We start from the raw sequence: 23140 nt of genomic DNA, 5'->3' as shown, positions 1-23140 counted from the left end.
ATTAAAAAGACAAATCAAAAAGATGTTCCTCCAAAGAAAAACCGCGGGTAATTCCTCCCTGGACCCAAGAAACTTCGGATGAAAGACTGATTTCTTGCGAGTTAATCGGAACAATGATTATTTTGCGAGTAAAGATCGTCTCTTGGCTGTCCGGGTCATAATCAAAACGGTTGCTAAACGCATCAAATCTCAGTTTCGGACAAGCGCCGGAACAGTGAACAATGCCACCCGGCGCGTACACATCAACATAACAGCCTCCTTCGCAGCCGTTAAGACCGCTTATCCAATTAGAACCGGCAAGAATATTGGCATCGCGCTTATTCCTGACGTATTCCACTCCTTCGCTTGCTAAAAAGAAAGCTTTAATTTGATTGCTGGCTCCGGAAGACGAGCGTATGCCGATTGAAGAAAGTGACAATACTCCGGCAAGAGCCAGCGACAATACGGCTATGGCCACTAAAGTTTCGAGTAGCGTAAATCCGCGCTTAATTGAAGATTGAGAATTGAGGATTGAGAATTTCAACATATTTATTCAATGGATAATTGTCCGGTTGTCCAAATTGCTATTTTCTTTTCCGCGCCGGTTGTTAAACGAACGAATATTTCAACATTCAAAAAAGATCCTTTGTCGGTAATAATGTAAATATCGGGATTTGGACGGGCGTACAGCACGTCAAGGCGAGTAATTGAACAATCCGCGCCCTCACCGGATTCGCCGCCGCATATTTTATAGATTTCAACGGGAGTATTGATAGTAAACGTGTCCACTTCCTCACTTGGTCCGTCGTAAAAACCATCCGGAGACGAAGTTTTATAATCCTGATCAATATCCGCGAAAAAAACATAAGATTTCGCGGGCAAGTTTTCAAAATGCAGGCCGTAAGCCGGAAAAACTTCCGCGCTAAACTCGCGAACCGCCAGCGCCGCGGACTCGGCCTGACGAAAAGAAGACGCCACCGCTTGCGCTGTCCGTGAAAGTTCAAGTCGCCTGGTGAATTCTGGAAAATCGGCCAGAATCAAAAGCGAAATTATCAGGACAACACCCACGGTTACCACGAGTTCTAATAGGGTAAACCCCGTTTTCATTTATTTATTATATCAAACTCGGTTGAAAATGACGATTTCTAACCGAGTAACGACAAATACCAAAATATAATCGCGTCAGCCCATAAATACGCGGCAAGCCCGCCCAAAAAAATAAAGGGAGCAAAAGGAACTTGCGTCCCGCTCAACAGCTTATAGCTTTTAGCTTTTAGCTTATAGTTATAAAAGGCAAGAATAAGGCCAAAGAAGGCCCCAATCCAAAAAGAAAAAAAGAAAGCGGCGAGCGTTTCGGGCCAGCCCAAAAATAATCCGAGGGCGAATGCCATTTTAGCATCCCCAAAACCCATCCAGCGGCCGCGAGAGATAAACCACAGGCCGCCGAAGAAAGCAAAAAGGCCGATTCCCGCGGCAAAATGTTCAATTAACAATTTCCAATTTTCAATGAAATCTAAATTTCCAATTATCAAAAACAATGCGACGGCTGCCGTTGATAAATAAACCAAATTATTGGGAATTATCTTATGGCGGAGGTCATAGACGGAAATAACAAAAAGCAGCCAGAAAAATAAGGCCGCAATTGCCCAACTGGTCCAAGTCGGACTTGGACCACTGGGAATATAAACATAAAGTATCAAAAACAAAAATCCGCTTGCGAGCTCAACGAGCGGATACTGCCAGGAAATTTTTGAGCCGCAGACCCGACACCGGCCTTTCAAAAACAAGAAAGAAAAAACCGGAATAAGCTCAAACCATTTTAGATTTTGCCCGCAGGAAAAACACCGCGACCTTGAAAACATTATCGGCTCACCGGTATTAAGGCGATAAACTAAAACATTGGCAAAACTTCCGAAAAAAAGGCCCAGGATAAAAATAAACGCATTCTCCATTAATAAATTTTACCACAAACAGAAATCCCCCGATAAAGCGGGGGATTTCCTGTCCAGAATCTGGAATCTAATTTACGGCGTTACATCGTAGCAATATCTGCTGGCTTCATCGGCGCAACCGTCAGCGTCCGGACCGTCAACTACATCGCCGTCAACATCGCGGTCGCTTTGCAAGGCCGGATTGGTACTCTCTTCAAGATTGGTTCCCACGTGGTAATAAAGACAAGTCTCCGTGGCCTCGTCGCAATCATTGCCCGCGCTGATAGTCGTAGCAGTATAGGCGTTATAAGGATAAGCCACTTGACCCACTGGGTCCGTAGGCACTGCCGGAATGTAATCGGGCGCGAGTTTAGAGGTCGCATCGGGATATTCGCCTTCAGTGTCAAAATAAAGTTCAAGCGCCAATTGCATTTGCTTTACATCGGCAACGCGGCGGGCGTCGCGCGACTTTCTGCGAGCGCTATTCAAAGAAGCAAGTACAACCGAAGCCAGAACGCCGATTATGGCGATAACCACCAGAAGCTCAATTAGAGTGAATCCCCCTCTTCCGCCCCCAAACCATTTCTTTTTCAAAAATTTAAACATAAAAAATTTAATAAAAATAAAAGCTGTAAATAATCGACCTTAAAATATCAATAATTTAATTATAAATTCTATTAACTTATAAGCAAACCCCTTATGTGTATAACGTTATATTCCGGCAGATATGCCGTATATCGGAACAAGTATGGCCGCCACAATAATGCCGACTCCCAATCCGAGAAAAACGATAAGCGCCGGCTCTATAAGACTGACCATCCTTTCAAGGGTGTTATCAACTTCGCGCCGGTAAAACCGCGAAAGAGTTTCCAATATTTTATTCAGCTTTCCTGTTTCTTCTCCAACCCGAATCATTTGGGCGACTAACGGCGGAATGTCTTCATAGCGCGCCAGAGCCGCGGAAATTGACGTTCCTCCTTTCACGGAATCGCGGGCCTCTCGTATTATTTCAGCATAAACTTCGTTGCCTACCACGTCAGCGGATATTTCAAGGGACCTGGCAACGCTTACGCCGCCCGAAAGAAGAGTTTGAAAATTGTCAGCAAAACGCGCCAGATAAATCTGGCGATACATATTTTTAAAAACCGGTATGGATAACTGAAGTCTGGACACCGACTTTCGGCCGGCAGGAGTAAGGCGCCAGCGCCAGACAAAAATCACGCCCAAAGCCGCTAAAACCAGAAAAAAAACGCCGAAAGTCCTAATAAAATCGGAAAGGCCAATTATAAATTTGGTGTAAATCGGAACATTCTGCTCAACTTCAAGAATAATTGAAGAAAGTTTTGGCACGACCACAACCAGCATTATGCCGACCACAACCAAAAAAACTCCGAGCACGAACGCCGGATAAATTAAAGCGTTGCGGGCCTTTGACGTAAGGTCGTAAGAACGTTCAAGATAATCGGCGAGATAATTCAGAATGTCATCAAGTTTTCCGGATTCTTCCCCGGAACGCGCCATCTGAATATAAAAGTTTGAAAAGATGTCCGGATGCCGAGACAGTGCTTGAGAGACCGGAAGTCCGCCTTGAATATCGTCGGCGATCGCGCTTAATTTTTTTTTGAAAGATTCATTTGACGCTTCACTCATTAAAATCCTTAACGCGTCAACAACCGGCACTTTTGCCGAAAACAAAGTGGCCAATTGCCTGGAAAATATGACGACATCGCGGTCCTTGACCCGTTCAAAAAAAGAAAAAAATTTTCCAAAAAAAGAAACGGCTTCCTCCGCCGACTCCAGAGAAACTATAATCAGCCCCCTCCTTTGAAGAGCCGACACGGCCAAATCCTGGCTCGCGGCTTCAACCGTCCCCGTTTTCTCCTCGCCTTGCGCGGTTTTTGCAGAATAATTAAAAATCATCTCATTAAATTTTCAAGACCGTGGGCGTTTAACGAATAAGCGCGGGCTGTCTCCATAGTCACCTCGCCTTTTTGAACCAAATCAATAAACGATTGATTCAAAGAGATCATTCCGGCTTCAGAACTGGTTTCTATGTATAAATCTATTTCGTGTATTTTGTTTTCGCGAATCAGATTTCGCACCGGAGTGTTGGCAATCAGCAATTCGTAAGCCGGAATGCGGCCGCCCGATACCCGCGGAACAAGTCTTTGCGAAAAAATGCCCAGCAATGAACCGGCCAACTGCGTGCGTATCTGATTCTGTTGTCCGGGCGCGAATGTGTCTATAATGCGGTCTATAGTTTGCGAAGCGCTATTAGTATGAAGCGAGGAAAGCACCAGATGACCGGTTTCAGCGGCAGTCACGGCCGCAGAAATTGTTTCCGGATCACGCATCTCGCCAATCATGGCCACATTGATATCTTCACGGAACATTGACCTTAAAGCAGAAGCAAAATTCATAGCATCCCGCCCGATTTCGCGCTGGTCTATTATTGATTTATCCTGGGTGAACAAATATTCTATCGGGTCTTCAACCGTAATGATGTGCTCGGCCCTTTCACGATTTATAATATCAATCATTGAGGCCAGGGTCGTGGACTTCCCATGTCCGGTGGGGCCGACAACCAGAAAAAATCCCTGTTCTTTACGCGCGAAGTCCGCGAGAATCGGAGGCAAATTCAAATCAGAAAGTCCCAAAACTTCAACCGGAATCAGACGGAAAGAGGCCGAAATAAATCCGCGCTGGAAAAAAATATTAACTCTGAAACGAGCCTTATCTTCGTAGGCATAAGAAAAATCAAATGTCTTTTGTTTCAAAAACTCGCTTTTTTCCTCCGACGTAAGTATTGAAAAAATCATGCCCTCGGTATCGGCCGCGGTCAGTACCGGATACTTAACCAAAGCCGTAAGCTCTCCTGAAATTCTGAGAGTCGGATGACGGCCGACCGAAAGATGCAAATCCGACGCTTTTTCTTTAGCCGCCAGTGTTATGAGTTCTTCAAACCGTTTTTTGTAATCGTCAGTCATACTATAAATTTGAAAGGATGCTTTTAACCTTGGCCACTATTTCCGACGGCGTGTGATGGGCTTTAATCACATAATCCTTAGCGCCCATAGCCAGCCCTTTTTGCACGTCCTCTTTTTGGCCGAGATTGGTCAAAATAACCACCTCAGCACTCGGAGCAAGATTCTCTTTTTTCAGCTGTTTTAAAAATTCAAAGCCGTCCATTCCGGGCATAACTATATCCAAAAGTATGATGTCGGGACTAAATCCGTTTTTTATTTTATCCAAAGCGCTGGGGCCGGAAATAGTCACTTCAATTTCAAAGCCCGATTCGCGGAATTTAATCGCGTACATATCCAGTAAAAATTCATCATCATCTACAATAAGTATTTTTTTCTTTATTTCATCAGTCATAATGCTTAGAATTTAAGGTTTAACCTGCTGCCAACCAGCCGATTTGCCGGGTATGGAATCAGTTTCTAAATTATAATGCAAGGTGTAATCCAGCCCCCCGGATTCGTAACAATATACATAAGAGCCTCCGGCCAGACACGTGCCGCTGCCTCCGCCCAAAGGATCAATCGCGACCGCGCCGACAGCGCCTTCGTCAAAAAGAGCTTGCGACAAACAATCGCTTGCGCCGTTAATTACGCCGAGAGAACAAGACGGAAACTGACGGCGATTAATCTGGTAGACGCCTAAAGAATTTTGAATTTGCTTGACATCCTCTTCGCGCCTGGCATCTCGGGAACGAGTTTTGGCGTCACGCATTAAAACAAAGACAAGAGATAAAATAAAAAATGCTATGGCCACGACCACCACGAGCTCGATTAAGGTGAACCCCATTATTTTTTTATTCGTATCATTTGTGCGCATTCGTGTATTTGTTTCGCGTTATAATTGCGCCAACTGCTCAATGCCTATCTGGCCTTTCAGCACTTTAAGCACCCCGTCTTCGCGCATGGTAATCATTCCCTGGCGCCGAGCTTCACGTTCCAGATTTTCAGTGCTTGGTTCGGTCAAAATAACTTTTTCCAGCTCTTTACTCGCGGCCAAAACTTCAAAAACTCCTATTCGCCCCCTTGTTCCCTTGGGGCACATTGCCGACGGTTGGGCTTCATAAATCTCTTTCGGCATTTTTATGGTGCTTTTGGTCGGCTCCGGAACGTCTTTCAATTCATCCTCTATTTTTTCTTTCAGATTGCCGGCTATTTTCATGGGACGGCGCGAATCCGGACACAAAGTCTGGGTCAATCTTTGAGCTATTACCGCAACCAATGTCGGCGCTATCAGATACCTATCTATCCCCATATCTACCAATCTTGGTATCGCGCCTACGGCATTGTTAGTGTGCAGAGTTGATAAAACCAAATGTCCCGTAAGCGCCGCGTGTATAGCAAGGCCGGCTGTTTCTTTGTCCCGAATCTCTCCTACCAATATTATATCAGGATCTTGGCGCAAAATAGAACGAAGGCCGGAAGAAAAATCATATCCTATCTCCGGCCGCACCTGAGATTGGTTAACGCCGGCGATATTATATTCAATCGGGTCTTCAAGGCTTATTATGTTGTATTTCTCGTTATTGATGGTCTTAAGCATGGCATAAAGAGTGGTTGTCTTGCCGGAGCCGGTCGGCCCCGTAAGAAGAATCAGGCCGTAAGGCTCCTTCAAGGCATGCTCAATTACCGAGAAATTGCGGCCCTCAAGGCCAAGTTTTGTCAAATCAAGAGTGGCGCTTTCGGGATCCAATATTCGTATGGCGACTTTTTCCCCGAAAGCCGTGGGCAAGGTTGAAACTCTGAAATCTATTTCCCTCCCCTCAACTTTAGCCGAAAAGCGCCCGTCTTGAGGTTTTCGCTTCTCATCAAGCTTCATATTGGTCATTATTTTCAATCTGGAAACAATGGCCTCACGCATATTGAGCGGCAGCAATAAACTCGTATAAAGAATGCCGTCCACCCTGAACCTGACGCGGATCTTATCCTTTGCCGGTTCAATATGAATGTCCGACGCCCGGCCTTCAGTAGCGTGTTTTATTATCACCGCGACCATTTTGGTAACCGGCGCCTCTTCCACAAACCCCCCCTCTTTCATCATTTCTTTAGCCGAAACCTCCGGCTTTTCTTCCTGCAAAGCAATTTCAAATTCCGAAAGAACTTTGGTCACCTCGCCACCCAGACTTTTATATTCTTCCAGAATCTCATTTAAATCTTTCAGAGATATCGCGTAAATTTTAAAGGGCACATTGGTTTTTGAAGTTATGAATTTCAACGCCTCCCTGGCTTCGATATTCGCCGGGTCCAAAACCCCCACTTCCAAAACTCCGTCTTTAACGTCAAGCGGCGCGAATCTATAATGCTGGGCCGATTCTTCGGGAATGTATTTCAAAACATCAAAAGGGACTTTTCTGCCCTCAAGCTCATAGGCCGGCACGCCATAAGTTTCGCTTTTGGCTCTTAGGATTTCTTTCGGCGGCACGTTTTTAGCCGCGAGCAAAGACTCCGCGTCAGCCCGTCCGGACGCGGCATCTGTTTTTATCTGATTAGCATCGCTCTGGCTTAAAACTCCGTATTCTGCCAGGCGGTCAATAAAAGAAACATCAACCATATCTATTTAAAGTTATTTTTATAACGGAGCAAAGGGATTGGCGCGTCCGCGCAGTTCGGGCGCTTGGATATTCGGCGTAAAATCCTGCAAACTTTTATAAAGCGGATTATCAAGAATCCCTAAGTCAAATTTGAGGCCCTCCAAAGACTCCAGAAGCGTAAGCAAACTTTGCGAACCGACCGCCATATTGTTGAATGAAACGCCGGTTACGGGCTCCACCGGCCGGGAAGTAAAAAACCTGTACCAAATCACGGCCGAACCCAAAATGGCAGCCACAATCAGGATTATTAATATTGTTGAACGCAAATTGCCTGACATTATTTTTGAGTATAAGTTTTAGCTTCTAAATTGAAATCATAGAAACCGTCGCGGCCGGCAGTAAAGGACAATTTAGCAACGTCAATCAGCCGCAAACTGCGTTCAAGACGATTTAAAAAGCCAATAAAATTTTGGTAGCTTCCGGAAACGGAAATTGACACCGGCACTTCAGACGACCGCTCTTCGCGCGCCGCGATATTTATATTCTTCAACAAAAGCCCGCTTTCATTGGCCATATTAGACATCTGCACCACGAACAAACCGTGATTCGCGTTTTCCGGCAAGAAATTTTTAATTTTTTTCAGCTCTTGAGCCGAAATGGCATTATAGCTTGCTAAAAGATTATCGCGGGTTTTACGCAGCGTATTGAGGCGGGCAATTACGGATTCGTAAGAACTTTTTTCAACGCGAAGAACCTGTATATCGTTCCAGAGAGTTCTCCCCCAGAAAAAAAGCAGGGAGAGCGCCGCGAGCAATAAAATGATTGAAATGGCTAAACGCATCTTAATTTGTTGACGCTTGATAAAAAATAAGCTCGGGTTCGGCGGTAAATTTAACGTTGAAATTAACAAAACCATCCGAGGCCAGATTAAAATTGGAAAAAGAAACGTTTTTAATCAGACGGCTTTGCTCAAAAACCAAGGATTGCTGAGCCAGCGCCGCGTAAGACCTCGCGGTTCCGGACATCTGCACGCCGCTTTTATCATAAGAAAAATTAAAAAAACGCGCGTCTGAAATGGTATTCTCCTCCAAAAAATCAAAAAGTCTCGAAAGAGCCACGTGCTTATTAAGCAAATCTCCGGTTGAATTTATGGTTTTGACCGTTTTTTGCAATTCAATAATAAGCCCGGGTTCAAACTCTTTTTCAACTTTTTGCAAATTATTCGCGAGGGTTTTTATCTGACCCTCAAGATAACTTCGGTAAAAAAACAGGCCGAAAGACAAAAGTAATGAGAGTATGAAAAAAATCAAAGACAAACCGCTAAGCCATCCCAAACCTCTTGCCCGATAAGGCAATTTAACCGCCGAGGTTTTTGGAATAAATGTTGTCTGATCAACCATGTTTGATTATTGTTTCTTGATTATTGCTGTAACCCCCTTAGACCGAGTCCGATGGCTGTGGCAAACGCCGGCCCGACATCTTTTACCGCCGGCTGCACCAAAAGAGGATATTCCAGACGGCCAAACGGCTGGCCTATTGAAACTTCCAGACCAAAGCGTTCGGCTACTTTGTCCGCTAGTCCTTTCAGCATCGCGCCTCCGCCGTAAAGCACTGCCCTGCTTGCTGATCTGCCGGATTTAAGCCGGTAATCAACCATTAGACGGCTGGCTTCCGCGAGACACGCGTCCAAAATCGGCTCAATAACGCTTTTAAGCTCCAGATGCTCCGGTTTTGACGATATGCCGATAGCGCGCTTCATTTCTTCGGCTCGGGCGAAATCCACGCTCAGCGCTCCCGAAATAGCATCGGTTATGGCTTGCGCGCCGCGCTCATAAGCGTAAACCATCCGCACGATTCCATAATCAACTATGGTCATCTTCACTGATGAAGCGCCGAAATCCATCAAAAGCATGGGGGCCAAGTCATTACCGATTAACGAACGCGAAGCACTGAATATTTCTATTTCAAATCCGGCTATTTTGATTCCGGCCGCGGCCATAAAAGACCTGTATTTTTCAACGACTTCATTATGAATCGCGACCAAAAGAACTGACATTACCTTTTTTTTCTTAACCAAACCTTCGTCATCTCCTCCCTCGTGATTTACGGCAAATGTTTCGGGAATTACCCACCAATCAAGAATCACCTCCGAAAGCGGAACGGGAATGTAGCGTCTTGCCTCAAATTTTATAGCCTCGCCCACTTCTTTTTCACTCATCAGCGGCATTTCAATTATGGTGACGAAACTTGAGCGCACCGGTATTCCGACAATGGCTTCTTTGGATTTTGCGGACGCTTCACGCATCAGGTCTTCCAAAGATTCTTTTGCCTTGATTTCAACCAGCTTGCTGACTCTTCCGACTTCTGTTCCGCCGTAAGGACCCAGCGCCAATTCTCCGTAAGTCATCAGCTTTGCCCGCTCTTGGTGTCTATGGAGCTCAACTAATTTAATTGAAGAAGAGCCGAAATCAATACCCAAAACGCTCTCGCCCTCCTTTTTCCAGGGCCAAAAGCCTGACGGCAATGACAGATTCTTGAAAAATGAAATCGCGGACATGCATATCCAATGGCAAAATTATTCCGACCCCCAATTCTGCTGGGCTTTGCCTACTTTATTATATCATAGGATAATCGCTATTGATGCCATTGTTTATCCACAAATCAATATTACGCGCGCAACGCATCCTTAGTCCCCATAAAATTTGGGCTTTTTTGGCAGAAATTCTATTCCCGCGTTCCTGTTTCAGCTGCGGCGCAAAAGGAAAGTACTTGTGTTTGAAATGCCTGACGGAAATCCGCGATCCCGACATTTTCTATCCGAAAAATATGGATTTCGCCTTGACCTCTTTTTCTTACCGCGAGCCGGCAATAAAAATGGCTTTGCGTAAATTAAAATATTCATCGGCTAGCGACATTGCCGAGGAGCTTGCTGAAATAATGGCTCAAGACTTGAGACCGTATCTAAAATACGATCTCAAGCCGATCATTGCCGCCATTCCAATGACCGAGCGAAGAAAAAGAGCCCGCGGTTTTAATCAGGCCGAACTTTTGGCTTGCCATCTGGCAAGAATTTTAAATCTTGAACACTCGCCTATTTTGATTAAAGTCCGCGAAACAAAACCGCAGGCCGAAATTAAAAACCGCGCCGAACGCCTGGAAAATATTAAAGGGGTTTTCGCGCTTAAAGAAAACTTTTCTCCGCCGAAATTTGCCGTCATAGTGGACGATATTTATACTACGGGCGCGACAATGGCAGAAGCTGGCCGCGTTTTAAAAAAAGCCGGAGTTAAAAAAATAATCTGCGCGGCGGTCGCCAGGTAGTGAATTTCGGAATACATTGTGGCTTTGACTTGTTTTCCTTTTATTATATAATTGGGAATATAATCGTATGCGTAAAATCATTTTAAAAAATGTTATCTGGAAAGAAGGCAAAAATTATGTTTCGTGGAATCTAAATACGGGAATTTCCAGCTTTGGCGACACCAGGAAAAAAGCTTTTGAAGCTTTGCGGGAAGCGTTAGAACTATATTTTGAAGACATTCCTTTTTCCAAAGCATCTAGTGTGGAACGACCTGATATAATTCCGCTGGAACTCCAGCATGCCTAAACCGGTAGATTTAAGAATTATTATTAGAGTTCTTAAAGTTAAGGGCTTCTTTTTCGTTTCGCAGAAAGGCGCGCATGCTAAGTTTCGTAAACTTGATTCACCAGCAAAAACTGTCATCGTGAAAATGGCCAAAAAGCAAATTCCGTATGGGACTTTTCGGTCAATTTTACTTCAGTCGGGACTAAAAGAATCCGACTTTAGAAACAAATAAAAATCCGGCGCGAGCAAAATCAATTAGTCGGATTTTCACTACCTGGTTGCGAGGTAAGAAAAAGTTGCCGCCAAACGATAATTTTTGTATGATTCAAAAGAACTTGGAAGCGTGCCGGAGCGGTTTAACGGAGCGGATTGTCCCGAAAAATAACGAGTGAAGCGAATATATTTTTCGAGGATCCCGTCGGAATGGCGGTGGGTTGGCTGAGCGGCTTAAAGCAGTGGATTGCTAATCCACGGGCGTGTAAAAAGCGCCACAGAGGTTCGAATCCTCTACCCACCGCCATTCTTGCGGGACTAATCCGTGGGGGTCTAAAAAGCCTCGCGTGGGTTCGAATCCCACCCCCTCCGCCAATAGAAACTTCACGATTTGAAAGGGCTTTTTTTGGCGAAAAGGAAAAAGATTTATCAATGAGAGCAAAAGAAATTTTTTCATCTTAATTTTTTGAAAACAAAAACTCGAAAGAGTTTCTGTTTTCGTTTGACAATTCATTAAACATAGTGCTAGACTGTTAGCCGAGTAGCACATTTCCAATCAAGAGAGGGGGTAGGGAGGTCAAATGAACAAAAAGAATCTCAAACGGTTTTTGGAAAATACTTACGTAATTTTTATTTTTTCAGTATTTATGATTGTGGTATGTGTTTCTGCGGCATCGGTAACAGTATATAGAGCGGTTAAAAAGTCTTTCGACTGAACTAAACGCGCGAAACCAGCCGGCTTCTTTTTTGGGGCCGGCTTTTGTTTTATAATCTAATAATGGGTGATGACGAACGAAAATTATTGACGGAAAACCTGGAGCTGTCGCGAAAAGTTCTCGGCATAGTGAAAAAAATGGAACGGAGGATTTTTTGGCAAAGGGCCTTGAAAACGGCAAAATGGGTCGTTATAATTGCCCTGACCATCCTTGGCTTCTGGCAGATACAGCCCTATCTCAATAACGTTTTGAATTTATATCAAGGGTTGTTGGGAACATTAAACCAAACGCAGGGCATCCAAAATAACCTTCCCGCAGAACTTCAAAAATTGCTTGTGCAATAAATAGGGAGACGTGGCTGAGCGGTTGAAGGCACCGGTCTTGAAAACCGGAGTATCCGAAAGGGTACCGGAGGTTCGAATCCTCCCGTCTCCGCCAGTAGTTTTAGAAAATAGCAGTAAAAATTCCCTTATTTTACGCAACATTTCAAAATGGGAAAGTGGTAAAATGTAAGAACCCTGAAGGGATTCGAACTATACAAGAAAGATTTACATTTATAATACTTTAACTTAATATAAATATATGGAAAATCCTGAGCAAGCCCCCGATTCTCGTTCAAAGTTAGAACAAAAAGAGGGAAGATTTCATGGGGGAATAAAATTTCGATCGGAGCAACTCGGAGTAGATACTACAGTTCCGGAAGGAAGGCGTTTGCTTACTAGTCTAGTATTTGATACGGATGGAACGCCAAAAATTAAAAAAGGACTCTATGACAGTTCAAAAATACCGGAGAAGATAGACCCGGCTGATTTTGATTACGATGATAATGCAATGGCGGAATACTACGATTCAAGCCCTGAAATTTCTATCATTGATATTGATCCGACTAAGGCCGATGAGTTACTTGCACAACGACAGCAGGAGCTAGAACAAAGCCTTAAGGAATTTGATGCCCTGGAAGAGAACGCCGAAGATGAAATGGAGGGAGAAAAAATTGAAATGGCGCGCAGCCCAATTGAGCATGACCTCGAGCAAGTTAAAATATTTAGGACAAAATTAAAAAAATAGACATGAAAAATCCTAAATCTATCAAAAAGCTTTCTGGTATTTCACCAGAAAGATTGGCGGAACTTCGTCGTGTCACTCTGATAACCTCCACAGGCGCATCAACTCGTCTTGCGGGCTCAAAGCTGTCTGGCAAAGAAGTGGAGAGGGTGTTTAATACTGTTTTTGGGCAAAAATAGGAATATCAAAAGAGGCAGGATTTTCTTTGTATATTCGTCGCAGTTTGCATATAATTTTATCCGTACGAGCAAAACTAATGGTTTTGCGGGATACCACCGGTTCAAAGTTGCGGACATCGTCCCCGCCAGTTAGGAAATGAAGTCATTGGCTCGCCCGCTACGCGGGCTCGCCAGCCGTTTTTCGGGGAAATTTCAAGCCGTTTTGAATTCAGTAAGGCCAGAAGCGGGCTTTTCGAATTTTTATTGATTAAATTCATTTTATTTGGTGGTATTACATTAGAGATAAAATTCTCATATATCATAATACTACCAAAACTTTATTTATATGATAAGTGGAAAAACAATCAGCGGGAATATCAGGAAATTACGCGCTAAACTTGGCTTAACCCAAGACGATTTAGCCAAGAAAGCTGATATTAAATATACAACGCTTATGAAGGTCGAAAGTGGCACAGTTAATAAGCCGAGCGTCCAAACTATGGCGAAGATCGCTAGGGCGCTTGATGTTAATATAGAGGATTTGTTAAAATAATAATTAACTAACCTAAAAATATGGAACAAGAAATCTATAATAAAGAATATACTATTGGGAAAATTCTTTCAGAATCTTGGAAGAAATTTAAAGAAAATTTTCAGTTAATTTTGCTAATAACTTTAGTTGTTTACATACCGGTTAATATTATATTGGCTTTTATTCCCATTGATGCATTAATGGAACAATGGGGCACTTTGCGGGGTTTTAAGATTTACATGAAAGTTATTCAGATTTTTGAGGGCTTAATTGGAATAATCGCATCAATGGCAATTGCGTATATTATTAAATCCAAGATAGATGGGCAAACAATCAGTTTTGGCCAAGCACTTAAAAAATCCATGTCTAGATGGCCAGCAGCAATAGGAACTAATATCTTGTTTGGTATCTTTTTATTGGGATTAACATTATTGTTAATAATTCCAGGAATTATCTACTATGTTTACTGGTCATTCGTATTGTATATTGTTGTCTTGCAAGACAAATCTGGAAAAAGTGCTTTAGATTATAGTAAGGCCATTGTAAAAGGTAGGTGGTGGAAAGTCGCCGGATACTCTTTAGTATTTGGGTTATTGGGGTTGATTGTTGGAGTTATTGCAGGAGTGCCTTATTGGTTTCTACCCGATAACTTTGCTACAAGTATTGCAACAGACACACTAATTGATGTTGTATACTCATTCTTTACGGTTGTATCCATAATATTTTTTATTAATTTTGACAGTACCAAAAAAGAATTTGCCGTCAAAGAACAAAATCTGTAAGATTTTGTTAGCGGGCTAACGCCCGCGAAAAACTTGAAATCCTCCTTTCCGCTCCGGTCAAGCGCTTGATTTTTTATATACGCTATGCCATAATTGCCTCGGATATTGAAAACCAAAAACCCGAAAAGGAGAAAAGGTGAGCAAGCCCGCGACCAAATACTCGAAGATACTAGATGCGCTTAAGAGAAATAAAAAGATATTTTTTGAAACCGTTCTGTCAGAGCACTTGTCAACTGAATTTACTTGCTATAGCCAAATTGTTTATTGCCATGTAGCTCCCGTAAAGGGCACTTTCAAGATGGAAGAGCTTCAAAAGCTTATGGTGTCATTGATTCCTGGCTTGGAACCGACCCGCCGGGATAATTTCTACAAAGACAGCGGCATGCTACATTTTGGACGACTCTGCTTTGAAGAATTTATCGGCGAAGAACACTTTATTCGGACAATTACCCTAACCGATACAGACATGCTTCCCAAAGATTTCATCAATGGCGAACTGAAAATTGAACGAAGAAATCGAGTGCTGAGACGAATTATTGTGAAATTATTCCCCAACGTGAAAATTGCCAAGCACGCAATAACGGGCGGGGATAATCAGGTGTCAATAAAACCCGACCGCAAAAGAGGTGCCAAATGAAAAAAGAGGTCTGGCTGATATCGTTAATTGTCGGTCTCTTCGCGCTCGCCACCTCCGGCGCCACGTCTGAAATAAAAAAGGGTGATACCATAAAAGTCACCTCGCCGGAACTGGTAATCGTAAAAAATCTAAAACCGATAAAAAACGGGCCCGACGAATTTGCCTACGGGGACATGTGCCATCTTAAAACCGGCGGCAAAATCACCATCATTGCCGAGAACCGGGACCGCGTATTGGTTCGCTATACAATCAGTGGGAATGTTGAGGGCTCATCATGCCCCAATGATACAATTCTGTTTTTTCCAAAACTAAGATTTAAAGAAATGGCTGACGAACAGAAACGAGAAGTTCAAAAGATTTTGGAAGAAAAAAAACTGATTGAAGAGTTGCTCGGCCAATAAGCCGGGCTTTTTCTTTTCGCCGGTTGCGTTATATTTATATTATGGACAGTAATTCCGTTTTGTGGTCGGCGCCAGAATACGAACACGCGCCGAAATCCGCGGAGTGGTTTTGGATTTTGGGCGTTTTTACGCTGGCTCTGGCTATCGTCGCTTTGTTGATCAAAAACATTCTTTTTGCTAGTTTTATTGTGCTTGCCGGATTTACCATAGCGCTTTACGGCGCGAAAAGGCCGCGGACAATAAAATTTATAATAAACGCCCGGGGCGTTCAAATTGCCGACAGATTTTATCCGTATGAATCCTTGCGGTCATTCTGGATAAAATACGAGCCGCCGCGAAAAAAAGAGCTTGAAATAATATCAAAAAGAGTTCTAATGTCTCGATTTATATTGCCGCTCGGGTCGGCCGACCCTAATGAAATACGAGCTATCATCGGCCGCGCCTTGAAAGAAGAAGAAACCAAAGAATCGCTTTCGGAAATAATCGCTGAGCGTCTTGGTTTTTAGAAATGCCCTCGGCCTCACACCTACTTGACTTATGTATTATTTTTATATTTTGAAAAACACCAAAAACGACAATTTATATTTTGGTTACACTAGTGATCTTAAGAAAAGATTTACACAACACAACTCCAACGAAGTGCTATCAACCAAAAACAGAGGCGGGTGGCAACTTGTTTATTATGAAGCTTATTGTAATGAAAATAATGCAAAACACAGAGAATATAGTATAAAATTAAGGGGCAACGCATATTTACAGTTGAAAAGAAGAATTAAAGGTTGTATTACTTAAACCAAGCAGGTGTGAGGCCCTCGTCGTTCAACGGACAGGACGCAAGCTTGCGGAGCTTGTAATAGAGGTTCGATTCCTCTCGAGGGCACAATGGATTTTAACGACGCCTTAAATAATCATCTCCGCCTGACCGAAAAACAAAAAAACATTTTAGAGCGCGCGGGGTTTAAAACCGTGCGTGATTTACTTTGGCATTTTCCGGCCAGATACGAAAAATTCCATATTCCCAAGGCCGCAGCCGATCTCGCGGAAGGAGACGAAGCCGCCGTTTCCGGCCGTGTCATATCTTCAAAAACGCTTAAAACCTGGCGCAGAAGAATGGCGATTGCCGAAACGATAGTGTCCGACGGCACGGGGACACTTCGCATAACCTGGTTCAACCAGCCGTATATGGCCAACATTTTAACTCCCGAAAAAGAGTACTCATTTTCCGGAAAAGTGCAGCGGAATAAAAAAGGGCTCTACATGGCCAATCCCGACTATCGCGAAGGCGTAGTTCAATACGAACAAGAAAATAAAGACGGGCTTAGTCCGATTTATCCGGAAACCAGAGGTTTGCATTCAAAATGGTTCCAGTTCGCTATTAAAAAAATACTAAAAAACTTGCCGGCCGGTTTAAATGACCCGATTCCCGCGGAAATTTTGAAAAATTATAATCTGCCGTCGTTAAGGACCGCGCTTCTGGCAATACATCTGCCCAAAAAAGAAAAAATGTCCGAGGCGGCGCGCAAACGATTCGCTTTTGAAGAAATATTTTTAATACAGCTTGACCGCCAAAGAAAAAGGATTGAACGCGACAAACTTGAAGCCGGAGCCATAAATATTGACCAAGAAAAAATAAAAGAATTCCGGTCGTCTCTTCCGTATGCCCTAACTTCGGCGCAGGAAAAATCCGTGGCCGCGATATTGGCGGACATAAGCTACTCCAAACCGATGTCGCGCCTTTTGGAAGGAGATGTCGGCTCCGGAAAAACTGTCATCGCGGCCATAGCCTCGTACGCCGCGGCCTCAAACGGAAAACAAGTGGCCTATATGGCGCCGACCGAGGTTTTGGCGCGTCAACTCTACCAGGAATTCATAGAGCGGTTCCGAAACTATCGCTTGGCGGTGGCGCTCGCCACATCGGCGGAATTCCGCAAATTTCCCTCAAAAGCATACCCCGCAAAAGACACCCATTTAAGCCGGAGCCAGCTCATTAAATTCGTCGGGTCCGGGCAAGTGCCGATTCTAATCGGAACGCACGCGCTTATTCAGGATAAAATAAAATTCAGGAACCTTGGTTTGGTTGTGATAGATGAACAGCATCGCTTCGGAGTCAATCAAAGGGCAATGCTCGCCCAAAAATCCACGCCACATCTTTTAAGCATGACCGCCACTCCGATACCGAGAACGCTGGCGCTGACTATTTACGGCGACCTAGACCTGACAATACTGGATGAAATGCCGCCGGGAAGAAAAAAAGTGATAACGGTCATAGTGCCTCCGAGCCAGCGCGCCCGCGCTTACGAGCAAATGCGCGCGGAAATTTCGCAAGGACGCCAGGCGTATGTCGTATGCCCGCGCATTGAAGAAAATTCTGTTGCCGCAAAAAAAATATCTCTTGAGATGAAATCCGTAAAGGAGGAACATAAAAAACTTTCCGCGAGTATCTTCCCCGAATTTGAAATCGGAATACTCCACGGCAAAATGACACCCAAAGAAAAAGAGAAAGAGATGAACTCGTTCAGAGAAAATAAAACTAAAATACTCGTGGCGACTTCAGTAATTGAGGTGGGCGTAAACGTGCCTAATGCCACAATTATTATGATTGAGGGCGCGGAGCGCTTTGGCCTTGCGCAATTGCATCAGCTTCGCGGACGAATTTTAAGAAGCACTCACCAGGCGTATTGTTTTATTTTTACCGAATCCCCTTCTCAAAAAACTCTAGCCCGCCTTAAAGCGCTGACTGATGCGAATACAGGATTTGAGCTTGCCGAATACGATTTGCAATTTCGCGGACCCGGAGAGCTTTCGGGCTCAAAACAGTGGGGCATTTCGGATATCGGAATGGAGGCCCTGAAGAATATAAAAATGGTTGAAGCCGCGAGATTGGAAGCACAAAAACTTTTGCAAAAGGACTTTGAATTAAAAAATTATCCCGCGCTCAAATCGCTTGTGCCTCGCTTTGAAAATCTTCATTTTGAGTAAAGGCGTCCCGTTCTTACCCTAAAAACATGATGGAAATATCTTTATTAACATTCACTTACGGCCGTTATCGAATGTTAAATAGTCAAATATTAATTTGTTTAAGCGTGCCCTTTTTAGAAACTTCAAAAAAGTGAATCTTAGACATTAGATTCAAAGATTTTAATTCGTCAAAAACCTTGGCGGGCATGGGACTCTCTCCCATCCAGAGACTTTGCTGAAGCATTTCATAACCGCAAGAAACCAGGATGGTTCTCAGTCTGTCTCTTTTCCACCTCTCCTTTTCCGGAACATCAAAACTAAAAATGCGGGTTTTGCCGTCTTTTGGAGGCAATTTATAAAGTCCGTCATGGTTTTCTAAAAAACTTAACCCTTTGGAATTAATTTTCCACAACATTCCTTTTTTTGTCGTTAACTTCTCAATAAGACCTTCTTTTTGAAGACGGCTTACAACCACAGCAAACAGATTTTTACGTTCTTCTGCGCTGTAATATTTATATTTTTTATTTAAACCCAGGAGTTCTCTGGTTGGGTGGGTAAAAGCATATTTTGGATTAAGGAAACCCTGATCAATAATTTCAATAGACGCCTCACCAAGAGCGTTCAAAACCTCCAAAACGGTTGACTTTAAGACGCTTTTTCTGATTCTAGCGATTTTTCCCTTTTTACTAGCCATAGACTTTACAATAACACAGGTTAACGGCCGTAAGTGAATGTTAATTATTAGTAATGCTGTTTATAACGCTGTTTGCTGGTTTAATTGTTAATCTAAAACAGTTTTGCGTATTTTTGGCGTGACCCAAAACCCCAGAGGTTTACCCAGAGCTAATCGCGCTTGCGAATCAAGGCCGGGAATCGCGCCAAAAATTATTATGGTGAAAGGAATTAAAAGCCACTGCAAAATCATTGGGGCGAATTTTGATTTTTTCACTCCGGCGGGCCGCGGCGGCAAAAGAGAAGTTGAAATTATAGCCGAAACAACCAAGCCAAGCATCGCAATAGTCATCAAAATCCTGGTTATACGCGGCAGATTATAAGAGAGAAGCGTGGCATTAAACTCATCTCCTCCTAAAACCAACGGCAGCCATCCAAGAATAAAAATCAAAATGGGATTTGTGGCCAGACTCCAAAACCCCTCAAGCTGAGTAAGAATAAAACGCAGTTTTTTCGCGAAAAGTATTTTTTTATTTTTCAAAAAACCGAATAAAAGATACGGCACATTTTCAACGCCCCAAGCCCAACGTCTTTGCTGTTTATAGACCTGCTTCATCGTCTGCCACAAACTTCTTCCGACATTAGCGTCCATTGAAACCGGATAAGCGAGCGGCATAACCTCGTAATCGCCGTCGTAAAACAAAACGGCGTTCCAAAAAATTCTAGAATCTTCAGAAACCATATTTTTCTGCCAAAACCCCACATCAACAAGCATTTTGAAACTCATTGAATGCGAAGAAAAAGTGGATAGCCGCTCCGGGCGCTCCTGCTGCATCATCTGCCAAAAAGTTCCGGAGGTCGCCACCACCCGCGAAAAGGCCGGAGTATTCCAGATATTATTATTAAAAATCGGAACCGGCTGATATGACGAACGATAAGGATTTTCGGCAACCAGAAAATTATAAGTAAGGCATAAAAAATACTGCGGATAAACCTGTGTATCTATATCAAAAGATGAAACCAGAATATTTTCATAAGGAATTTGTTCAGCGTCAATTATTTTTTCTTTAACTTCTCTAGAAGCCCACGCGGTATTGGAGCCCTTGCCGGAAATTTCACCCTCAAGACCCACAGGATGCCATGTTACCAAAAATCGACCGAATTTGCCTGAATAATTTTCTTCCAGTTTTTTAACGGCGTTTTCCGTTTCGGGTCTCGCGCGCTCTTCGGCGGCCAGCACAATAATCATCTTTTCTTTGGGCCATTTTGCGCCTAAAAGAGCATCCAGACTTTCGGCAACAACTTTATAATCCTCTTTATACATCGGTAGTATAACCATCTGCCAAACATGATCCCATTTTAAATTCTGAAGCCGCGCTTCCCAGTCAATAATTAAATTACGCTTAAGCCTTTTCCAGTTCACGCGAAGGTGAAAAGACAAATAAAAAGTTTTTATCAGCCAGTAGACGTCAAAAATTATTATAAAAATGGCTATGCCTACCGGAGAAGCCCACGAAAAAAAGACTACCGCGCCAAGAGTCCCCCAGCTTAAAAATCCGGGTAGAATTTCAAGCGCGCGGTAAATAACGCGGTCGCGCCCGATTAAATCCTTGTGGCTTGCTATATGCAGATACGGATAAACCATTCTTGATATTTTATCCTCAAAAACCGAAACAAAAAAGACCTGCCGTTAAAAATCAAAACGCGGGCTGACCCCGCGTTTAAAATACTATTTAAGAAGAAAATTTATCATTCAGTTTTTTGTCTAAAACGTAAAGACAGATTTCTTTCGCGCCCTGCTGAGTATAGCCGAAATTCCCCATCAGACTCTTAATCATATAAGCCACGTGTTCCCTAAGGCGCCTGTCAAAAGTATCAAATTCTTTGGTTCCATAAGATTTTATTGCTTCCCGGAAACTGTCATTTCCGACAAAGGGCTCCAGCACTTTCTCCTTTAGATTCCCAACATAATCGCCGAAAATCTCCCTATATAGCTCTGTTTCGACGATATTGACACGCTCTCTGGCAATGGAGGTGACGTATTTCTTCTGAATGTCTTGGGCAAATTTCAGAGCCGCAGTGTTAGTCATTTCTTCTCCGCTAATCCGGCCCGCCATCAACTTAAAAAAATCAATCGTGACTTCCAACTCTTCGCCCGTGTATCCACACCTTGTTTTACTTCCAATTTCATAGTTTACGGCCCAAAGATAATTCAGTATATCTTTTTGAATCTGATCCGTATTGTAAAAATAAAGGGCTTCTTTTACTTCGCCTAAAACAGCGTAATCGTACGAGCCCAGGAGAGAAGCGAGAAATTCTTTTGGTATATTCTTATCCCGACGTTCTTTTCCTATCTTGTCTTTAAAGAAGTCAACGACATTTTCCATGTTAATCAAGCCCAACCTTCCCCCATAAATAACGAGGAAACTGTTGAAAAGACCAATTGAGTCCCTGCCGGAAAACCCCTTGTTTCCCTCTTTTTCTCCCTCGGCGATCAGACTCCTTCTAACGGACGCCGTAAACTTCTTTTTTTCTTCCTCGGAAAGCCATGTCGGGATAACCCCGCCGTATATTTCCATTCTCAACAAAAGACCGTCTTTATCACAGTAAATATCGTATTTTTTAAGGTTCGGAATCCACCCTTTCAAGGTCTCACATTCCGTGTTCATGCGCCCGGAAATTATGACTCTGGCAAAATTATCTAGAACCCTCGGTAAAAAATGTTTGTCTATTGACCGCCCAAATACGCTGCGATAAATATTAACTTCTGTGGCCGGTTCCAAAACGTAGGGAATTTTGTTATAGTGTATCCTTCCCTGGAAAGACTCCATCTTCGCTTCTTCAATAACCGCTTTATCTTCCGGATTCATCAGAGCAAAAAAGAATGAATTTATGCACTCTTCCACGTCTCCCACCTTTCGCACGCCTTCCGAAATTACGTTATGAAGCTCCAGAAACCTCTCCTTATTATGCGCCTTAATATCCATTAAAACGTATATCCCGCCATTCGTCTTGGCCAAGGGAGAAAAAACATATCTAACGGCATTCGGACCGAAAATTTCGTCAAGCTTGTCTTGAATTTGCCTATTAGCGGAAAACCCCTCTACGGGCACTCCTTCAGCGGCACTCCAGACCGGTTTGTCTCCGGGATTAAAAATGCTTATGCCTTCTCCAACTCGCCTGTCAAACTTATAAGGCCTCGCTTTAAGCATCTTTAAAACTTCTTCGACTGAACCCAGTTTTTCCAAAGAAGAGACAAAAATTGATTTACAAATCGTGCAAACCTCTTCTCTAAAAAGCCACTCATAATCTTTTTCAGTCAAAATTATCTTTTTTGCCTTAGAATTTTCCAACAGCTTTTCAACAAATTTTACCCGGTGCTCTTTCGGAATTATCAGTATAGGATGATCGTGGTTCGGACAAGGAACAATTAATTTTCGACGGTTCTGGTCTGCCGACGGGGTAGCCCCTACCTGAAAAGCCGCCTCGTCTATTTCCCAAATAATCTCAAACGTTCGGCCTTCGTCCGTCCTCATATAATCTTCAAAAGACCTCAAAAGGTTATTCAAGAAAGTGCTCTTGCCGCATCCCGAAGGGCCCTCGTAGACATAAATTCTGTTCTGCTGAAATCCCTGCCTCAAGCTTTCCACCTGTCTTACAAATCTGTTGGCAAAAAGACGGTCGGCAAAAAACGGATTATCGGCACCCTCAACCAGCAATTTTGAGCAGTCGTATTTTTTAAATCCTACTGACTCGGGATCGTCCGGATGTCCGTCGTCTTCTTCGACGACGCGGCCTTTGACCATGTCATAGAACAATCTGAAAATATTTCTTAGGGCCATCTGCGGATTTTCGCAGACATATTCCAGATATTCCGGAAAACTCAAAAGAGTCTTTTGATCCTTTCTATCAACTTCGGTCCCCAAAAACTGAAGAGCTTCCTGAATATCCGCCATTTT

At 43.3% G+C, this 23140-nt stretch carries 29 protein-coding genes and 3 tRNA genes; 16 read left to right on the top strand and 16 right to left on the bottom strand.

Features of this window, described 5'->3' with window-relative positions; translation table 11 throughout:
* Position 1: 1 nt before the first annotated feature.
* From HYY55_04285 to pilM, 13 genes are all read right to left on the bottom strand, one after another.
* A complete protein-coding gene (locus HYY55_04285; GenBank protein ID QQG46148.1) occupies positions 2 to 526 on the bottom strand; it encodes a type II secretion system protein in 525 nt (174 codons plus the stop codon).
* Between the two features lie 2 nt (positions 527 to 528).
* Positions 529 to 1086, bottom strand: a complete 558-nt coding sequence (locus HYY55_04280) for a prepilin-type N-terminal cleavage/methylation domain-containing protein (protein QQG46147.1) — start codon at positions 1084 to 1086, stop codon at positions 529 to 531.
* Positions 1087 to 1124: 38 nt separating this feature from the next.
* Complete coding sequence (locus HYY55_04275; protein QQG46146.1) at positions 1125 to 1931, bottom strand: prepilin peptidase; 807 nt, start codon at positions 1929 to 1931, stop codon at positions 1125 to 1127.
* A gap of 72 nt (positions 1932 to 2003) precedes the next feature.
* Positions 2004 to 2516, bottom strand: coding sequence for a prepilin-type N-terminal cleavage/methylation domain-containing protein (locus HYY55_04270; protein QQG46145.1), 513 nt, complete (start codon positions 2514 to 2516; stop codon positions 2004 to 2006).
* Positions 2517 to 2621: 105 nt separating this feature from the next.
* Positions 2622 to 3830 (bottom strand): type II secretion system F family protein, encoded by a 1209-nt coding sequence (locus HYY55_04265; GenBank protein QQG46144.1) that lies wholly within the window; start codon positions 3828 to 3830, stop codon positions 2622 to 2624.
* A complete protein-coding gene (locus tag HYY55_04260; protein QQG46143.1) occupies positions 3827 to 4897 on the bottom strand; it encodes a type IV pilus twitching motility protein PilT in 1071 nt (356 codons plus the stop codon). The genes HYY55_04265 and HYY55_04260 overlap by 4 nt, the downstream gene beginning before the upstream one ends.
* A gap of 1 nt (position 4898) precedes the next feature.
* Positions 4899 to 5288 (bottom strand): response regulator, encoded by a 390-nt coding sequence (locus HYY55_04255; GenBank protein QQG46142.1) that lies wholly within the window; start codon positions 5286 to 5288, stop codon positions 4899 to 4901.
* A 12-nt stretch (positions 5289 to 5300) separates the two neighbouring features.
* Entirely contained in the window at positions 5301 to 5750 is a 450-nt protein-coding gene (locus HYY55_04250) for a type II secretion system protein (GenBank protein ID QQG46141.1), read from the bottom strand.
* A gap of 18 nt (positions 5751 to 5768) precedes the next feature.
* Positions 5769 to 7481 (bottom strand): type II/IV secretion system protein, encoded by a 1713-nt coding sequence (locus HYY55_04245; protein QQG46140.1) that lies wholly within the window; start codon positions 7479 to 7481, stop codon positions 5769 to 5771.
* 18 nt (positions 7482 to 7499) lie between these two features.
* Positions 7500 to 7799: a hypothetical protein gene (locus HYY55_04240; GenBank protein QQG46139.1), complete on the bottom strand. Its 300-nt coding sequence runs from the start codon at positions 7797 to 7799 to the stop codon at positions 7500 to 7502.
* Complete coding sequence (gene pilO, locus HYY55_04235) at positions 7799 to 8302, bottom strand: type 4a pilus biogenesis protein PilO (GenBank protein ID QQG46138.1); 504 nt, start codon at positions 8300 to 8302, stop codon at positions 7799 to 7801. Before pilO ends, HYY55_04240 begins: the two co-directional genes overlap by 1 nt.
* Before the next feature lies 1 nt (position 8303).
* Positions 8304 to 8861: a PilN domain-containing protein gene (locus HYY55_04230; GenBank protein QQG46137.1), complete on the bottom strand. Its 558-nt coding sequence runs from the start codon at positions 8859 to 8861 to the stop codon at positions 8304 to 8306.
* A 20-nt stretch (positions 8862 to 8881) separates the two neighbouring features.
* A complete protein-coding gene (gene pilM / locus HYY55_04225) occupies positions 8882 to 10018 on the bottom strand; it encodes a type IV pilus assembly protein PilM (protein ID QQG46136.1) in 1137 nt (378 codons plus the stop codon).
* 155 nt (positions 10019 to 10173) lie between these two features.
* On the opposite strand from pilM, the gene HYY55_04220 reads away from it, so the two are divergent.
* From HYY55_04220 to recG, 16 genes are all read left to right on the top strand, one after another.
* Positions 10174 to 10782: a ComF family protein gene (locus HYY55_04220; GenBank protein ID QQG46135.1), complete on the top strand. Its 609-nt coding sequence runs from the start codon at positions 10174 to 10176 to the stop codon at positions 10780 to 10782.
* Between the two features lie 67 nt (positions 10783 to 10849).
* Entirely contained in the window at positions 10850 to 11068 is a 219-nt protein-coding gene (locus HYY55_04215) for a type II toxin-antitoxin system HicB family antitoxin (protein QQG46134.1), read from the top strand.
* Positions 11061 to 11279 (top strand): type II toxin-antitoxin system HicA family toxin, encoded by a 219-nt coding sequence (locus tag HYY55_04210; GenBank protein ID QQG46133.1) that lies wholly within the window; start codon positions 11061 to 11063, stop codon positions 11277 to 11279. The genes HYY55_04215 and HYY55_04210 overlap by 8 nt, the downstream gene beginning before the upstream one ends.
* A gap of 196 nt (positions 11280 to 11475) precedes the next feature.
* Positions 11476 to 11567 (top strand) — tRNA-Ser (locus tag HYY55_04205).
* 471 nt (positions 11568 to 12038) lie between these two features.
* Positions 12039 to 12320 carry a hypothetical protein gene (locus tag HYY55_04200; protein QQG46132.1) on the top strand — a complete coding sequence of 94 codons (282 nt, stop codon included), beginning with the start codon at positions 12039 to 12041 and terminating at the stop codon, positions 12318 to 12320.
* Between the two features lie 4 nt (positions 12321 to 12324).
* Positions 12325 to 12414 (top strand) — tRNA-Ser (locus tag HYY55_04195).
* A gap of 144 nt (positions 12415 to 12558) precedes the next feature.
* The gene (locus HYY55_04190; protein ID QQG46131.1) at positions 12559 to 13044 is read left to right on the top strand and encodes a hypothetical protein; all 486 of its coding nucleotides are present in this window, start codon (positions 12559 to 12561) and stop codon (positions 13042 to 13044) included.
* A 2-nt stretch (positions 13045 to 13046) separates the two neighbouring features.
* Positions 13047 to 13220 carry a hypothetical protein gene (locus HYY55_04185; protein ID QQG46130.1) on the top strand — a complete coding sequence of 58 codons (174 nt, stop codon included), beginning with the start codon at positions 13047 to 13049 and terminating at the stop codon, positions 13218 to 13220.
* A gap of 325 nt (positions 13221 to 13545) precedes the next feature.
* Complete coding sequence (locus HYY55_04180) at positions 13546 to 13752, top strand: helix-turn-helix transcriptional regulator (protein QQG46129.1); 207 nt, start codon at positions 13546 to 13548, stop codon at positions 13750 to 13752.
* A gap of 20 nt (positions 13753 to 13772) precedes the next feature.
* Complete coding sequence (locus HYY55_04175) at positions 13773 to 14513, top strand: hypothetical protein (GenBank protein ID QQG46128.1); 741 nt, start codon at positions 13773 to 13775, stop codon at positions 14511 to 14513.
* Positions 14514 to 14649: 136 nt separating this feature from the next.
* On the top strand, positions 14650 to 15150 hold the full coding sequence (locus HYY55_04170) for a hypothetical protein (GenBank protein ID QQG46127.1): 501 nt from the start codon (positions 14650 to 14652) through the stop codon (positions 15148 to 15150).
* Entirely contained in the window at positions 15147 to 15551 is a 405-nt protein-coding gene (locus tag HYY55_04165) for a hypothetical protein (protein ID QQG46126.1), read from the top strand. The genes HYY55_04170 and HYY55_04165 overlap by 4 nt, the downstream gene beginning before the upstream one ends.
* A gap of 41 nt (positions 15552 to 15592) precedes the next feature.
* Positions 15593 to 16057, top strand: a complete 465-nt coding sequence (locus HYY55_04160) for a hypothetical protein (GenBank protein ID QQG46125.1) — start codon at positions 15593 to 15595, stop codon at positions 16055 to 16057.
* A gap of 49 nt (positions 16058 to 16106) precedes the next feature.
* Positions 16107 to 16343, top strand: a complete 237-nt coding sequence (locus HYY55_04155) for a GIY-YIG nuclease family protein (GenBank protein ID QQG46124.1) — start codon at positions 16107 to 16109, stop codon at positions 16341 to 16343.
* A gap of 16 nt (positions 16344 to 16359) precedes the next feature.
* Positions 16360 to 16431, top strand: a tRNA-Arg gene (locus tag HYY55_04150).
* Positions 16432 to 16433: 2 nt separating this feature from the next.
* On the top strand, positions 16434 to 18530 hold the full coding sequence (gene recG, locus HYY55_04145; GenBank protein ID QQG46123.1) for an ATP-dependent DNA helicase RecG: 2097 nt from the start codon (positions 16434 to 16436) through the stop codon (positions 18528 to 18530).
* Positions 18531 to 18612: 82 nt separating this feature from the next.
* Here the strand turns inward: recG and HYY55_04140 are convergent, their stop codons facing one another.
* The 3 genes from HYY55_04140 to HYY55_04130 all read right to left on the bottom strand — a co-directional run bounded on the left by HYY55_04140 (position 18613) and on the right by HYY55_04130 (position 23137).
* Complete coding sequence (locus tag HYY55_04140) at positions 18613 to 19203, bottom strand: hypothetical protein (protein ID QQG46122.1); 591 nt, start codon at positions 19201 to 19203, stop codon at positions 18613 to 18615.
* A gap of 87 nt (positions 19204 to 19290) precedes the next feature.
* Entirely contained in the window at positions 19291 to 20826 is a 1536-nt protein-coding gene (locus HYY55_04135; protein ID QQG46121.1) for a glycosyltransferase family 2 protein, read from the bottom strand.
* An 88-nt stretch (positions 20827 to 20914) separates the two neighbouring features.
* A complete protein-coding gene (locus tag HYY55_04130; protein QQG46120.1) occupies positions 20915 to 23137 on the bottom strand; it encodes a serine protein kinase PrkA in 2223 nt (740 codons plus the stop codon).
* Between the last annotated feature and the right edge of the window lie 3 nt (positions 23138 to 23140).

It is taken from the genome of Candidatus Niyogibacteria bacterium (genome assembly GCA_016432485.1).
Lineage (GTDB): Bacteria > Patescibacteriota > Minisyncoccia > HO2-45-28 > HO2-45-28 > HO2-45-28.
This window is presented reverse-complemented; position numbering and strand designations above follow the sequence as displayed.

Coding starts and splice junctions, on each gene's coding strand:
- HYY55_04285 (QQG46148.1), bottom strand. CDS start 526: ATGTTGAAATTCTCAATCCTCAATTCTCAATCTTCAATTAAGCGCGGA.
- HYY55_04280 (QQG46147.1), bottom strand. CDS start 1,086: ATGAAAACGGGGTTTACCCTATTAGAACTCGTGGTAACCGTGGGTGTT.
- HYY55_04275 (QQG46146.1), bottom strand. CDS start 1,931: ATGGAGAATGCGTTTATTTTTATCCTGGGCCTTTTTTTCGGAAGTTTT.
- HYY55_04270 (QQG46145.1), bottom strand. CDS start 2,516: ATGTTTAAATTTTTGAAAAAGAAATGGTTTGGGGGCGGAAGAGGGGGA.
- HYY55_04265 (QQG46144.1), bottom strand. CDS start 3,830: ATGATTTTTAATTATTCTGCAAAAACCGCGCAAGGCGAGGAGAAAACG.
- HYY55_04260 (QQG46143.1), bottom strand. CDS start 4,897: ATGACTGACGATTACAAAAAACGGTTTGAAGAACTCATAACACTGGCG.
- HYY55_04255 (QQG46142.1), bottom strand. CDS start 5,288: ATGACTGATGAAATAAAGAAAAAAATACTTATTGTAGATGATGATGAA.
- HYY55_04250 (QQG46141.1), bottom strand. CDS start 5,750: ATGCGCACAAATGATACGAATAAAAAAATAATGGGGTTCACCTTAATC.
- HYY55_04245 (QQG46140.1), bottom strand. CDS start 7,481: ATGGTTGATGTTTCTTTTATTGACCGCCTGGCAGAATACGGAGTTTTA.
- HYY55_04240 (QQG46139.1), bottom strand. CDS start 7,799: ATGTCAGGCAATTTGCGTTCAACAATATTAATAATCCTGATTGTGGCT.
- pilO (QQG46138.1), bottom strand. CDS start 8,302: ATGCGTTTAGCCATTTCAATCATTTTATTGCTCGCGGCGCTCTCCCTG.
- HYY55_04230 (QQG46137.1), bottom strand. CDS start 8,861: ATGGTTGATCAGACAACATTTATTCCAAAAACCTCGGCGGTTAAATTG.
- pilM (QQG46136.1), bottom strand. CDS start 10,018: ATGTCCGCGATTTCATTTTTCAAGAATCTGTCATTGCCGTCAGGCTTT.
- HYY55_04215 (QQG46134.1), top strand. CDS start 10,850: ATGCGTAAAATCATTTTAAAAAATGTTATCTGGAAAGAAGGCAAAAAT.
- HYY55_04210 (QQG46133.1), top strand. CDS start 11,061: ATGCCTAAACCGGTAGATTTAAGAATTATTATTAGAGTTCTTAAAGTT.
- HYY55_04200 (QQG46132.1), top strand. CDS start 12,039: ATGGGTGATGACGAACGAAAATTATTGACGGAAAACCTGGAGCTGTCG.
- HYY55_04190 (QQG46131.1), top strand. CDS start 12,559: ATGGAAAATCCTGAGCAAGCCCCCGATTCTCGTTCAAAGTTAGAACAA.
- HYY55_04185 (QQG46130.1), top strand. CDS start 13,047: ATGAAAAATCCTAAATCTATCAAAAAGCTTTCTGGTATTTCACCAGAA.
- HYY55_04180 (QQG46129.1), top strand. CDS start 13,546: ATGATAAGTGGAAAAACAATCAGCGGGAATATCAGGAAATTACGCGCT.
- HYY55_04175 (QQG46128.1), top strand. CDS start 13,773: ATGGAACAAGAAATCTATAATAAAGAATATACTATTGGGAAAATTCTT.
- HYY55_04165 (QQG46126.1), top strand. CDS start 15,147: ATGAAAAAAGAGGTCTGGCTGATATCGTTAATTGTCGGTCTCTTCGCG.
- HYY55_04160 (QQG46125.1), top strand. CDS start 15,593: ATGGACAGTAATTCCGTTTTGTGGTCGGCGCCAGAATACGAACACGCG.
- recG (QQG46123.1), top strand. CDS start 16,434: ATGGATTTTAACGACGCCTTAAATAATCATCTCCGCCTGACCGAAAAA.
- HYY55_04140 (QQG46122.1), bottom strand. CDS start 19,203: ATGGCTAGTAAAAAGGGAAAAATCGCTAGAATCAGAAAAAGCGTCTTA.
- HYY55_04135 (QQG46121.1), bottom strand. CDS start 20,826: ATGGTTTATCCGTATCTGCATATAGCAAGCCACAAGGATTTAATCGGG.
- HYY55_04130 (QQG46120.1), bottom strand. CDS start 23,137: ATGGCGGATATTCAGGAAGCTCTTCAGTTTTTGGGGACCGAAGTTGAT.